Source organism: Algoriphagus kandeliae, assembly GCF_004571135.1.
GTDB lineage: Bacteria > Bacteroidota > Bacteroidia > Cytophagales > Cyclobacteriaceae > Algoriphagus > Algoriphagus kandeliae.
Genome location: NZ_SPSB01000002.1, coordinates 19,488 through 32,564, shown reverse-complemented (window position 1 = coordinate 32,564; position 13,077 = coordinate 19,488). Strand labels below are relative to the sequence as shown.

Genomic DNA, 13,077 nt, shown 5'->3' with positions numbered 1-13,077 from the left:
TGACTATGTTAGTCTTCGGATAATCTCTGACTCATTCGGAAATTCCTGCAGAAGTTCATCTTCTGAGAAAAGCTCAAAATCGCGAAAGTCAAATCCAGGAGCCACCACACAAGAAACCAAAGCATAAGAGTCCGATTCTTCTACTGAACTTCCAAAAATGGTTTTTGCTGGCACGAGTTGCTGAGGTTGGCAATCCTGATTATCCACAGGCCCAAGTCGCAAAATTTGATGACCTCGGGCGTTCAACAGGTGAACATTAAGCGGACTTCCCTCATGCCAAAACCAATGTTCATCGCTCTTAATTCGGTGAAATTTGGATACATTTTCTGAAGTCAGCAAAAAGTAAATTACCGTACTTAAGTTCCGCTCACCTGAATCCGTTTGAATATTGATTTCGTGTCGAAAGGTTTCTGCATAAAATCCTCCCTCCGGATGGGGCAGCATCCCGAGTTTGTCTACCAAATAAGCGATACGATCAGGTTTATTCATTACGCGTATTCCTTGATTAGAATGTCTACGATTCGTTCAGCAGTTTTTCCATCCCACAATGGAATTCCCTGATATTTTTTCCACTGACCAGCCATGATCTTTTCTAGATAGGGCTTGAGTTTGCTTGGGTCTGTGCCTACCAATTCGTTTGTTCCTAGGGTGATGGTTTCCGGTCTTTCTGTATTGTCCCGGAGCGTAATACAAGGAACATTCATTACAGATGCTTCCTCCGTAATTCCTCCCGAATCAGTAATAACTCCTTTTGCGTTTTTGACCAAGTAATTAAACTGTAAGTATCCGAGCGGTTCACACATGAAAAGATTTGGAGCAGCGATCCCAATGGCTTGGAGATTTTTTGCCGTTCTAGGATGAACAGGGAAAATGATTGGTAAGCCTGCCGTTCCTTCCAAGATTGCATCAATCATGGCTTTAAGCTTTTGCTCCTGATCCACATTAGCAGGGCGGTGCATGGTCATTACAAAATATTCTCCCGCTTGCAAATCGGAAAAGATTTCTCCCTCTGGCTTTTCAAATCTTGGCATTTGTGCCAAAAGGGTATCGATCATGGTGTTTCCTACGAAATGAATTTTTTCTTCTGGAAATCCACTCTTCCGTAGGTTTTGATTTGCGATCTCTGAAGTTGTAAAAAAATGATCAGTGATGGAGTCGGTCACCATCCGATTGATTTCTTCCGGCATGGTCAAGTCTCCAGAGCGAATTCCACCTTCCACATGAGCAACATCCACACAGAGCTTTTTGGCAGCAATAGAGCAAGCCAAGGTGCTGGTAACATCTCCCACCACCAATACTAAGTCGCTTGGATTTTCCATCAATTCCTTTTCAAAAGCCACCATGATAGCAGCAGTTTGTTCCGCTTGGGTTCCGCCCCCTCCGCCCAAATTGGCATCTGGTTCTGGGATATTCAACTGATCAAAAAAGTCCCCGGACATTTTCTTATCATAATGCTGTCCGGTATGGATAAGCCTAAAATTGATAGCGGGATTCTTCTCTTTTTGCTTTTGGAGCTGATGTATGATTGGTGCGATTTTCATAAAATTAGGTCGAGCACCGGCTACAATTGTAAAAGTGGGCATATGTCAGATCAAATTTTGCCTCAAAAGTAAAAAATTAAGTAGAGGCTACCCGATAATTTGCGCTGAATTCCTTCCCTAATTTTGGCTGCTTTTTTGTTTCTTTGTCATTCATAGATTTGATTCTTATTCATGATTTCAGCTTTTTGGAGAAGAACTTCCCGGGTTTTTGTATTAGGAATATTCGTCGTAATGACTGCCTGTACGGATACCTTGGAACGTTCGGAAGTGGTGTATGATAATAACTTTTCCACATTGGATCTGGCCGGATTCGAAAATGGCAAGCTCTTTATTTTTCAAAGGGATACTGTAGCAGGATTTTATCATAATGATGAAGTCTCCGTTCGACTTGAAAATCTTCCTACCCATAATATGCTGAAGGTGACCACTGAAATTTTGGTCCATGACAGCTGGGATGGAAATCCTGATGATGGGATTTCGGGTCCCGATTATTGGTTTTTTGGATTGGACAATACGGAGATCTTTCGGACTACATTCTCCAATTCACCTTGTGAGTCCCTTTTCTGTTTGTACCAATCTTTTCCCAATAGTTTTTTTAGACAAAATATACCGAAAAGCGGGGCCATTCAGACCAATTTACCTGGCTTGTGCCTATTTGGCGCTTTTTCCAATTACACTACCCGCTATAGAATTGAGGAGATTATTCCCCACACGAATAATGAGGTGAAAATATTCTGGAACAGCGAACTTAGACAAGAAGAAAATCCAGACCCAGTCTGTGACGAATCTTGGTCATTAGCTCGGGTAACAGTCGAAGCTTTGGTTGTAAACTGATAAAGAACATGCTACAAAGACGAATACTTTTCTTGTTGTTTTTGCTTCTTTTCGGTTTTTCAGAAGAGGCTTTACTTCAAACCATTCCTCTAGGCACGCCGGTTTTGGATGATTACCTGCGTAGAGCCCAATTATTAGGAAGAGTAGATTCAAGTTCCAGTTGGATGGTGCGACCGATATATCCCACAGAAGCTTTTGGTGTCAAGCATGGTTTCGATTTGGATAGTTCGGTCGTAGATTTTGATCAATCCCGCTTTCATCGAAATTTTGGTCCGGAAGGAAAAGGAAAGTTTCTTTTGATGCCGGCAATCTATCGAGCCCAATACAATTCTACCTACGCCTTTGGAGTGAATGATGGGGCTTTTATTCCAAACAGAGGATTGCAACAAATATTATCCCTAGGTGGATATGCCGAGTTCGGAAAATGGACTCTACAACTTCAGCCCGAAATTCTTGTTGCTCAAAACAAGGACTACATTGGTTTTCCGATTGAACATCAGGCCACGGTTTTATTTTATTATGAATACCTAAATCGTATCGACTCCCCCGAGCGTTTTGGAGACAAAGCATTTAACCGATTTTACCTAGGGCAGTCCAGTTTAAGGTTCAATGTGGAGGAATTTTCCATCGGATTCTCAACAGAAAATCTGTGGTGGGGTCCCGGAAGAAGAAACTCCTTGCTTTTGGGAAATAATGCGCCGGGATTCTTTCATTTCACGGTCAATACTAGAAAGCCAGTCCAAAGCAAAATCGGATCCTTTGAAGGCCAAATCATTAGTGGTTTTCTAAAATCAACCGAGTTTCTTCCTCCTCATTCAGATTATTCTATTCAGGAAAACCCCGTCTATATTCCGAAGCGGGAAAATGGAGATCGCTATTTATCCGGTATAGTTTTGACATATCAGCCTAAATGGGTTCCTGGGCTATTTTTGGGATATGGAGCCACGAACCACCTCTACAGGGATGAAGTCAAAGTGATGGGAGATATTTTACCCATTTTCAATGGTCGAAAAGGTCCTGAGAATGTTCATGATCCTATCCGTGATAAACGACAGCAATTTTCTTCTGGCTTTTTCAGATGGTTGAGCCCTGAGGGGCATTTTGAATTCTATGGAGAATACGGAACAAGGGGGAATAGCCGGCGATTCAATGATTTCCTAATCACTCCAGAGAAAGGAAGAGCTTTTACCTTTGGTTTTTCTCATTTGATGGCCATGGGGAAACCAGGGAATTATTTTCAGATCAGTTCTGAAATGACCCAAACTGGGCAGACTATCCGAGAAGAAATCCGTCAGCTCCGAACTTGGTATATTCATGATCATGTGCGACATGGATACACGCATCAAGGGCAGGTTTTGGGAGTAGGGAATGGTCCAGCAAGTAATCAGCTCTTTGTAGAATTCGCTTGGGTAAGAGGAATGAACCGCATTGGATTCCAAATGGAGCGAATCGTTTACAACAATGATTTTTATTACTACCGCTATGAAGCTTCCAAAGATTTCCGGAACAAATATGTGGATTTAGTTCCTTCTTTAGTAGCTGACTGGCGAGTTGGTAATCTATTGGTCAATGGTCGATTCCAATATGTAAATACGCTGAATTACAAGTGGTTTTTGGAAAATCAACCGGATCAATATTTTGTTCCAGGCTATGACCGGAAAAATTTCGTTGCTCAGATCGGCTTGACTTATTTGTTCAGATAATCAATATGAAAGCAGAAAAAGATAAAGTAGTCACCATCAGCTATCGATTGATGGTAGATGACGGAGAAACCGGGATGGAATTTTATGAAGAGGTAGCTTCGGACCAACCTTTCGCCTTTTTGATGGGGCATCAACATATTCTTCCCAAATTGGAAGAAGCCCTTGTTGGCAAGGAAGCCGGAGATTCTTTTTCGGTTTTCATTGACTTTGAAAATGGGTATGGAGATTATTTTGAGGAAAAGAGAGTGATCATTCCAAAGTCAAACTTCAAAGAAGAAGGAAAGAAAAACCGCGACCTTTTAAAAGTTGGAAATGTCATTCCCATGCAAGATGATCAGGGGAATCAAATGCGCGGGGAGATTATCAAGGTTGATTACTTAGGCGTACACATGGATTTCAATCCCCCTCTTGCGGGATATGATTTACATTTTGAAGGTAAAATAGAAGGAGTGCGAGATGCTGATCCTGAGGAACTGGAACATGGGCATGCGCATGGTCCAGGAGGCCATCACCACTAAGCACTGTTAGAAAATAGGGCATTTGCCGTATGGACCATTTTGGGATGGTAAATTACCTTGGCGGTTCGTTCACCATGACTATGGATCGTATTTTAACCATTATTCGGCTAGTAGCCCTATTACTCTTTATCTTGGTGTTCTTGTTGTAAAGGAAATTTTTCTAAATCAAGGGCAAGCAGGCTGGAAAATTATGGGGGTGATTAAATCCAGTCTTATCGGCACTAATTAATATTGGTGCCTTTTTTATTTCCTCAAGTCAATACCCAAAGTTTTGTAGGCTTGGTCTATAGTCAATTCCCGTAAGCCATCGATTCGCTCTGATGGATAAAGCTGATAGGCTTTTACCAACTGCTGCTCCGAAATTCGATAAGCCTGTCTGTTGAAATGAAAAATGGCATCATTGTAATATTGGAGACCTGCTAATTCCCGAAGATTAATGGACCTAAAAATAGTCTTGTCACTGTAATCAATATCCAAAGAACCAATGCGCTGATTGAGAGAAAGGTAGGTAGCACTTTCTTCTGGTTTGTAAGCATTGAGGTAATTTTTGACTTCCGATGGGCGGGTAATCATGCCTCCTACTTTCAATGTGCTTTCCAAGATGATTGGTTTCTCTTCTAGCTTGACGATGCTGAAAACATGGTAATCGGTCTCTATAATTTCATGGTCAAATCCATACCGATTCAATAGTAGTCCCAACACAGCAGTTCCACTCACACAATCAAACTTTCCTTCACTTAGCATTTGATTGAAAGTAGCGTGTTGCTCGTATTTTTTGAAAAGTTTCTGATGGGAAGTTTGGAATGCATAGCGAAGAAAGGCCAAGGATTTTCCTTTCTTTTCGAATTTTTGATCCAATTTGGCCAAGAACTCTTCCCACTTTGCAAGAGGTTCTTCACCGGATGGTCTGACAGCCATTAAAAGAGAAAGTTGGTCATTTTCAGAAATACCCTTCTTCCAAAATTCTTGTTCGGTCGGAGATTCAAAAGGAAGTTTTTCAGTTTGGATAGACCCTTCCTGCGCTATCACAGAAAGTGATAACAGGCTGATCAAACCAAATAATAAAACCCACTTTTGCATTTAATTCTATCCTAATGTTAAGAATGTTAATTTAAAGTTAACAATTTGGTAACATTGGATGCAAGTAATTGGGCTCTAGAATTCAAAAAAAACATTGATTTTCAGGAAAATAGCTCTATTTCCCTGTTTTTGAGGGGGTTTTAGGGGTTTAGAAATTATAAATCCAATGTTATGCTTGTTAACATTGGGATAATTATTTACTCATGATGATAGGGTTCACCGCGTAGAATGGTCATTGCTCGGTATAGTTGCTCAGCTAAAAAAGGACGGATCATTTGGTGCGAAAAAGTCATTTTGGAGAGAGAGATCTTTGAATTGGCTCGAAGATATACTTCTTCGGAAAAACCATAGGGGCCTCCGATTACCAAGACGAGTTGCTTGATTCCACTATTCATTTTGCCTTGTAAGAAATCAGCAAATTCAATCGAAGTGTAGCTTTTTCCCTTCTCATCTAGTAGCAATACAAAATCTGGGGTACTAATTTTTTTTAGTATCAACTCTCCCTCTTTGGATTTTTGTTGGACCTGATTAAGGGATTTGGTGTTTTTTAAATCGGGGATAATTTCCCATTCCACTCTAATATAATGACTCAGCCGATCAGTATAGATTTCCTGTAGTTGGAGAATGGCCGGATGGTCTGTTTTTCCAATTGCAATGATTTTGATTTGCATAATCTTTAGGTTTATCAAGCAAGAAAACCGCTGCTCAAAATTATTTATGTATATACAACTAAATGACAAACAATCTGACAAACAGTCTGTTGTCATGAAGTAAACCAAAATTAACTATCATGAAAAAAACTGTTTTAATTCTGAGCATGGCACTTTTCTTTGTTGCCTCTGCCTTTGCACCAAAAACCAATTCAGTACACGAAGTAGAAGCTGACATTGTGGACTTGGCGGTAAGTACTGATTTCCTTTCTACGCTTGTTGCTGCTGTCAAAGCAGGTGACTTAGTAGATGTTTTGAAAGGGGATGGACCATTTACTGTTTTTGCACCTACCAATGATGCTTTTGCTGCTTTGCCTGCTGGAACTTTGGAAAGTTTATTGAAGCCAGAAAATAAAGATAAACTGGTTTCTATCCTGACTTACCACGTGGTTCCTGGTAAAGTTATGTCATCTGATCTAAAAAATGGTCAAAAAGCGAAAACCGTTCAAGGTGGAGAGATCACTGTAACATTGAAAGACGGAAAAGCAATGATCAATGATGCGACTGTAACGGCTGCTGATATCGAAGCAGATAATGGTGTCGTACACGTGATTGACAAGGTGATTTTGCCAACGATGTAAAAACAAAAAATTCTAATTAAAAAGCCTGTCTACATTATGTAGACAGGCTTTTTTGATTAGATCAATTCTTTTCTTTTCAAAATTGTTTCTAAAAACTTTCGCTCATTATCCGAATTAAAAATCTTGAAAGGAAGATGAATAAATTGGGCTTTTGAAATGTATAGGATGAAAGCGTCTTTTCCCATTTCAGCCTTTTTGATCATGTTCCATTGTACTGGCATCCCTTGCTTGGTATTTATCTTCATCAAAATTTGACGGGAGTCGATTTCATAAGCCAATTTCTCGAAGATGACTTTATTTTGTTCCATTTGGGTTACCCCGGTAAATTGAATTGCCCAAAAGAGTACATACAATCCATATCCCAACAAGCCACCGAAAATCCACCAGAGGGAAGGGATCCAAAAATATCCACAGCAAATCGCCAAGGCAATTGGGATTACCCACCACTGTTCCTTCAACACGTTGACGAGTCCCATTTTAATATATGTTCCGGTTGGAAGTTGGTATTTTTTAGTCTTGATAATCATCACTTTTAATTTTCAGTGCGCAAATATCCAAGTATCCGGGGGATAAAGCAAGTCAGCTTTAGACCTTCTTCCCTTCAATAAGACAAACAAATCCGGCAGGACGTTGATTTAGATTTTGGTTTCGACTATCTTAAGACAAATTATTAGGGGATGAGTAGCTTGATGATCAATCTTTTTCTTGCTGGCTTTGCTTATGTCATCATCATTTATTTTGTGGCAATGATGACCAAAAACTCCCTGAAAAAAGGAAAAGATGGTAGAGATGATGGAGATGGTGGAATTGAAGATAAAAATCCTCCTCAAATTGATTTGCCTCCGGGAGTGATTTGGCCGGGAGATTCCCCTAAAAAAACCAAACCTGAACCTGTAGATTATTAACTACACTTAGGACAGGTGCCCAACACCAAAAGGCTCATATCCCTTTTTTTATAGCCTTGAGGAAGCTTGATAGCGGGTAAATGCACTTCATCCAAACAGGTGGTTTCTCCACAAACTTCACACTTAAAATGCACGTGTTCGTGGTCATGGTCATGATCATCTTCGAATGAACAAAGGGCATATTTGGTTGCACCACTATCATCCAAAACCTTGTGAATAATGTCCTGCTCCAAAAAAGTATTTAAAGTTCGGTAGATGGTGACTCGATCAAATTGATTTTGAAGTTTTTCCTCCAAATCACTATGTGCCAAAGCTACTTGCCGGTCCAAAAACTCCTGAATAATGTCCAAGCGACAATCCGTGATTCGGAGCTTATGGCTTTTTAATATGGAGCGGGGAGTGATCATAATTTGAATAGCGCAAAATACAAATTTGACAGAAGATGAAAAAAGGGCACCCATTCGGATGCCCTTTTTGTAGGTTTATCTTGGGATTTTATTCAGCATCCAAGATCATATCAATTCGAGCATCCAAATCTTCAAGGTGCATTTTGGACATGCGGTCTGAAGTTCTTGGGATTGCTGCTCGGATTTGTCTTTGAAGTGTTTTCAATTCGCCACGAGCCATAGGTCGAATATCTGACTGAGAAGCGTCGATCTGAGGTCCAACGAATCTTCTGAACTGTGCAGAAACTTCAGGTTCATCCTCAGTTAACAACAATTCCAAACGCTCGATGTGAGCTCTTTGCAAGGATCTTCTATGAACATCAATCGTAGCACCACGGCTAAGTTCGGTCCAGATTCCTTTACGAAGGTCTTCAAATAGTTCGGTGATTTTGTAAGCTTCATCACCATTGATCGCTTCGTTTTCAATCACTCTACCCAAGCGACCCCATTCTAGGATATTGTTCAATGTTCCCTCTTGTAGACTTCGGATTCTTTCCAATGCTCCAAAATCACCAGTTCGAGCGATGATTTCTTCGTTCATCAACCAAGATGGAGTTTTAAACAAATGCTCGTTAAGGAAAGCTACTGCAGATTTCTGCATTTCCTTAGAGTTGTGCGTGTAGACAGGCACATCCTGACCAGAAGCTCTGTAAACTTCCATTACACCACCGATATGGGTACGAACATGTCCCATATATCTGTTAAACTGACCAATTACCTGACCATACATTTCTTCCAAATCACTGAAGTCTTTGAATGGCTTGTCTTCTTCCTTGGTCCATTCCATCAAGTTAGGCATGATGCGCTTCAAGTTTTTGATACCGTACTCAGAAGCGAGCATGGAGTTGTCACCCAAATCTTCACTTTGAGTGGTAGGGTCATAACGGTTACCCTGACGACCATATCGATAAACAGGGTCACCTTGTTTTTCCATGATCCATTGATCCAAGATAGGCTGCTCTTCTTCTGGTGAGCTGGCTTCAGGAATCGGTCTATAACCCCACATGATAGCATATTTGTCATATGGACCTACATCAGGCAATAGGTTAACACCTTCATCTTCTGGCTGTGCTACGTAGTTGAATCGAGCATAGTCCATGATGGATGGAGCTGTTCCCATAGCTTTGGTAAACTCAGGGTCACGGAGCTTTTCTACTGGATATGCATTAGATGAAGCAAAGTTGTGTGGAAGACCTAGGGTATGTCCAACTTCGTGAGCAGATACAAATCGAATCAATCTTCCCATTACCTCATCATCAAACTGTACACTACGAGCCTGAGGGTTCACAGCGGCAGTTTGGATGAAATACCAGTTTCTCAAAAGATTCATCACGTTGTGATACCATCCGATATCAGATTCGATGATTTCACCGGATCTTGGATCAGACACGTGAGGGCCGTAGGCATTTTGAATATCAGAAGCGAAATAACGGATAACTGAGTATCTCGCATCTTCAGGGCTCCAAGTTGGGTCTTCTTCAGCTGTTGGAGCTTCCTTAGCGATGATCGCATTTTTAAAACCTGCAGCTTCGAAAGCCCTTTGCCAGTCCTCAACCCCTTGCTTAAGATATGGCACCCATTTTTTAGGCGTAGCAGGATCGATGTAGTAAACAATAGGCTTAACTGGCTCTACCAATTCTCCTCGCTTGAATTTCTCCATGTCCTCCGGCTTGACTTCAAGTCTCCATCGGTCAAGGAATCGACGGGATTGTGCTTTTTGAGCGTCAGCTCCGTAGTCTACATAAGATCGGCTAAACCAACCCACACGCTGATCTGCCAAACGCTGCATCATCGGCTCCTTTGGAAGCAATACCATGGAAGAGTTCATTTCCAAAGTAATCAACCCAGTTGCGCTGTTAGAAGGCGGGCTTTGAGCTGCATAGGTCATCACATAGCGAGCCTCGACATTGATAGGGTAGGTATGAATGTGCTTGATATAAGAGCGATCAGAATCCAATCGCTGTACTCTATATTGAGTTCTTCTGTTTCTTGGCAAACCCAAAGCTTGCACATCCTTGGCAAACAAATCGGTAGCTTCGATAACCACCCCGGTGGAATCGGTAGCATTTGATTTCACTTCAAATTTTTGAAGAATTGGCTCCAAATTGGAGTTTTTCACCGCCTGAGCAATAGGAAGGGAATCTGCAGCATAGTTGTTTACAGATACAACCTTTAAGAGAATCATATCTCCTTCTCTTTCCCATCGAAGCATCATGGTGTTGGTTCGTTCACCTCCGTAGCCGATTCCCTCAGCTGTTTTAGCGATGGTTGTCACCATCAACATGTCTCTTCCTAGAAGAGAATCTTGGATTTCGTAGAAGTATTTGTCATCGATTTGGTGAACTTTGAAAAGACCATCCATACTCTTGGCATCTTTGGTGATGACATCTTTGTATGGTTTCGGTCCTTTTTTGTTAGCACCATTATTTTGTGGCCGTGGTGCAGGTGCGGCAGGGGCATCCTTGGCGTCTTTTTTCTTTTTTCTCTGAGCAAAGGAGTCCTCAGAATAGAACATGACACCTAAGATTCCTAGAAGAAGCGTAAATCTCCTCAGAAAATTGGGTACTGTGTTTTTCATAGTAAGCATTTTATTTTTGCTAAAAATAACTCGTTAAGAAGCGCTTCTGCCTTTCTCTGAACTTAATTTTTGATAGGCGGTTAAATGATAGAATTAAAGGCAAAAGCTTGGGAAAAAGGAAAGATATTATCGTCATCGGCGGAGGCTTGGCAGGATTAGTTTCTGCTTATTTGCTAGCTAAAAACGGTCATTTTATTCATTTGATCGAAAAGAAGACCTACCCTTTTCATCGGGTCTGTGGGGAGTATTTGTCCAATGAAGTAGTTGATTTCCTGAATCGTGAAAAACTTTTGCCCCCCGATTATGAATTCCCCCAAATCAATCAGTTTGAATTTTCAGACATACAGGGGAAATCAGTTCAAACGCCTTTGGACTTAGGAGGAATAGGTATCAGCAGGCATTTATTGGATCATTATTTAGCCATTCGTGCGCAAGAAGCGGGAGCAGAGATTCAGACAGGTTCCCAAGTTCTTGAGGTTAATTTTTTGAAAGATCTAAATCGCTTTCGAGTAAACTTGGAAGGCGGGAAAGTTCTGGAATCCGATTATGTGATTGGAGCTTTTGGCAAGCGGTCCCGCGTGGATTCATTTTTAAATCGATCCTTTACTCAAAAACGCTCGCCGTTTATTGGAGTTAAATACCACATTCAGATCGATAGACCTGACGATGTGGTGGCTTTACACAATTTCCCAAGAGGATACTGTGGCATGAATGCCGTAGAAGGCGGAAAATTCAATTTATGTTACTTGGGTCGAAGGGAAGATTTACGTGAATTTGGGTCTATTCCTGAAATGGAACAAAAGCTGCTGTGGAAAAACCCCAAGCTCAAGGAGATTTTTAAAGAGGCTGAATTCCTTTTTGAGAAGCCGGAGGTGATTAATGAAATCAGTTTTGAAAAGAAATCTCCTGTGGAAAATCACCTATTGATGGTGGGAGATGCGGCGGGCTTGATCACTCCCTTAAATGGAAATGGGATGGCTATGGCTATACGTGGGGCATTTTTGCTGGCTGATATTTTTGAAAATTATACGGGAAGAAACCAAATCGAAAGTCAGTATGGCAAGCAATGGAATCTTCACTTTAAGAATCGATTGATTTTTGGAAGATGGATTCAAAAGCTTTTTGGTGCGGACACCAGTTCGGCTTTTGCAAGAATGCTATTGGCAAATTCCTCCTGGATTTCGCAGCAAATCATTCGAAATACCCACGGAAAGCCCTTTTAAAGAAATCCAAAGACTTGGAGAATTTGGGTATATTCCAAAAAGAAGTAAATAAAGAAGGCATTCAGCGCAATGGCTGAAATCCAATTCATTCCCATGGCCCAAGAATAATTAGCGTAGCGTTCAGGTTGACGCCTTACAAAAGCAAACCAGACTAGGAAATACAAGACTATGGGTGCCATGGCAGAAAGGAAAACCCAGAGAAAACGATCCAGACCCTTATCCAGAAAAAACCAAGTAAAACCTGCCCCGGCTAAGGTGAAGAATAAGGCAGAGAATGAAAAGGTCCCGATGATCCCTAGCTTTCTGCTTAAGGTCATATCGCCACGGCGAGCATCTTCTTCGTGTTGATAAACTTGAGTTAGAGGATAATTACCCCAAAGCATCAAGGAAGTCAGCATTCCTGGAATAAGGACGTGAGGTTTTAGGAAAATATCCCATCCAAAATCGCTCAACCCTGCATAAGCCATTGCAAAGGTGAAATAACCTTGAAATAATCCAGCAATTAACCATCCTATCCAAGGAAGTCGCTTGAGTCGAGTGCTCGGGTGAGAGTAAGCCATACTCACCAAGCCATATATCAATACCATACTTGTAAATGCGATATTGATTTGCCAAGCCAAAAGGAGTGCAATGCCAAAAAAGCCTAAAGATAAGCTCAGTAAATCTTTGGTTACTTGAGGTGGTCGCTTCAGTCCGCCAATGCTATCGGTATCTCGATCATAATAGCTATTGTAACCATTGGATGATGGATACAGGAAAAGGTGCAAAGCTAAAAAGACCAGTAAAAGCCTGCTTTCGTTCAGGTTAGGTGTTAATCCCAAGGCGAAAAGAAAGACTGGTAAAAGGAACAGCGAAAAGGGAATTCGGAGATGAAGAATACTTGAACGGGTAATCATGGATCGATAACCTTTAACAGGCTTTTAGGTTTAACTTGTCGTACTTCTAATGTAAAGATATT

The 13,077-nt window shown here is 41.1% G+C and carries 14 protein-coding genes; 6 read left to right on the top strand and 8 right to left on the bottom strand.

Going from position 1 to position 13,077, the window contains the following annotated elements:
• Window positions 1-3 precede the first annotated feature (3 nt).
• The gene (locus E4S40_RS04660; RefSeq protein ID WP_135071685.1) at window positions 4-489 is read right to left on the bottom strand and encodes a cupin domain-containing protein; all 486 of its coding nucleotides are present in this window, start codon (window positions 487-489) and stop codon (window positions 4-6) included.
• Window positions 489-1,583, bottom strand: coding sequence for a non-hydrolyzing UDP-N-acetylglucosamine 2-epimerase (gene wecB, locus E4S40_RS04655; RefSeq protein WP_135071684.1), 1,095 nt, complete (start codon window positions 1,581-1,583; stop codon window positions 489-491). The genes E4S40_RS04660 and wecB overlap by 1 nt, the downstream gene beginning before the upstream one ends.
• A 129-nt stretch (window positions 1,584-1,712) precedes the next feature.
• Between wecB and E4S40_RS04650 the strand changes: the two genes are divergently transcribed.
• Genes E4S40_RS04650 through E4S40_RS04640 form a run of 3 tightly spaced genes read left to right on the top strand, consistent with a single transcriptional unit; the run spans window position 1,713 to window position 4,596 of the window.
• The gene (locus tag E4S40_RS04650) at window positions 1,713-2,375 is read left to right on the top strand and encodes a hypothetical protein (RefSeq protein ID WP_135071682.1); all 663 of its coding nucleotides are present in this window, start codon (window positions 1,713-1,715) and stop codon (window positions 2,373-2,375) included.
• A gap of 8 nt (window positions 2,376-2,383) precedes the next feature.
• Window positions 2,384-4,078 carry a capsule assembly Wzi family protein gene (locus E4S40_RS04645; RefSeq protein WP_161971772.1) on the top strand — a complete coding sequence of 565 codons (1,695 nt, stop codon included), beginning with the start codon at window positions 2,384-2,386 and terminating at the stop codon, window positions 4,076-4,078.
• 5 nt (window positions 4,079-4,083) lie between these two features.
• The gene (locus E4S40_RS04640; RefSeq protein WP_135071680.1) at window positions 4,084-4,596 is read left to right on the top strand and encodes an FKBP-type peptidyl-prolyl cis-trans isomerase; all 513 of its coding nucleotides are present in this window, start codon (window positions 4,084-4,086) and stop codon (window positions 4,594-4,596) included.
• Between the two features lie 243 nt (window positions 4,597-4,839).
• Here E4S40_RS04640 and E4S40_RS04635 read toward each other — a convergent pair whose 3' ends face one another.
• The gene (locus tag E4S40_RS04635) at window positions 4,840-5,676 is read right to left on the bottom strand and encodes a hypothetical protein (RefSeq protein WP_135071678.1); all 837 of its coding nucleotides are present in this window, start codon (window positions 5,674-5,676) and stop codon (window positions 4,840-4,842) included.
• Between the two features lie 197 nt (window positions 5,677-5,873).
• A complete protein-coding gene (gene rlmH / locus E4S40_RS04630; RefSeq protein WP_135071676.1) occupies window positions 5,874-6,347 on the bottom strand; it encodes a 23S rRNA (pseudouridine(1915)-N(3))-methyltransferase RlmH in 474 nt (157 codons plus the stop codon).
• A gap of 119 nt (window positions 6,348-6,466) precedes the next feature.
• On the opposite strand from rlmH, the gene E4S40_RS04625 reads away from it, so the two are divergent.
• Window positions 6,467-6,967: a fasciclin domain-containing protein gene (locus E4S40_RS04625; protein ID WP_135071674.1), complete on the top strand. Its 501-nt coding sequence runs from the start codon at window positions 6,467-6,469 to the stop codon at window positions 6,965-6,967.
• Window positions 6,968-7,023: 56 nt separating this feature from the next.
• Here the strand turns inward: E4S40_RS04625 and E4S40_RS04620 are convergent, their stop codons facing one another.
• The gene (locus E4S40_RS04620; RefSeq protein WP_135071672.1) at window positions 7,024-7,494 is read right to left on the bottom strand and encodes a YcxB family protein; all 471 of its coding nucleotides are present in this window, start codon (window positions 7,492-7,494) and stop codon (window positions 7,024-7,026) included.
• Between the two features lie 150 nt (window positions 7,495-7,644).
• On the opposite strand from E4S40_RS04620, the gene E4S40_RS04615 reads away from it, so the two are divergent.
• Complete coding sequence (locus E4S40_RS04615) at window positions 7,645-7,872, top strand: hypothetical protein (RefSeq protein WP_135071670.1); 228 nt, start codon at window positions 7,645-7,647, stop codon at window positions 7,870-7,872.
• Here the strand turns inward: E4S40_RS04615 and E4S40_RS04610 are convergent.
• A complete protein-coding gene (locus tag E4S40_RS04610) occupies window positions 7,869-8,279 on the bottom strand; it encodes a Fur family transcriptional regulator (protein WP_135071668.1) in 411 nt (136 codons plus the stop codon). The two genes, E4S40_RS04615 and E4S40_RS04610, sit on opposite strands and share 4 nt — an antisense overlap.
• A gap of 88 nt (window positions 8,280-8,367) precedes the next feature.
• Window positions 8,368-10,896 carry a zinc-dependent metalloprotease gene (locus E4S40_RS04605; RefSeq protein WP_135071666.1) on the bottom strand — a complete coding sequence of 843 codons (2,529 nt, stop codon included), beginning with the start codon at window positions 10,894-10,896 and terminating at the stop codon, window positions 8,368-8,370.
• A 107-nt stretch (window positions 10,897-11,003) separates the two neighbouring features.
• Here E4S40_RS04605 and E4S40_RS04600 point away from each other — a divergent pair, with 107 nt between their 5' ends.
• Window positions 11,004-12,119: an NAD(P)/FAD-dependent oxidoreductase gene (locus E4S40_RS04600; RefSeq protein WP_135071664.1), complete on the top strand. Its 1,116-nt coding sequence runs from the start codon at window positions 11,004-11,006 to the stop codon at window positions 12,117-12,119.
• On the opposite strand, the gene E4S40_RS04595 is transcribed toward E4S40_RS04600, so the two are convergent.
• Window positions 12,116-13,015: a UbiA family prenyltransferase gene (locus E4S40_RS04595; protein WP_135071662.1), complete on the bottom strand. Its 900-nt coding sequence runs from the start codon at window positions 13,013-13,015 to the stop codon at window positions 12,116-12,118. The genes E4S40_RS04600 and E4S40_RS04595 overlap by 4 nt on opposite strands.
• Between the last annotated feature and the right edge of the window lie 62 nt (window positions 13,016-13,077).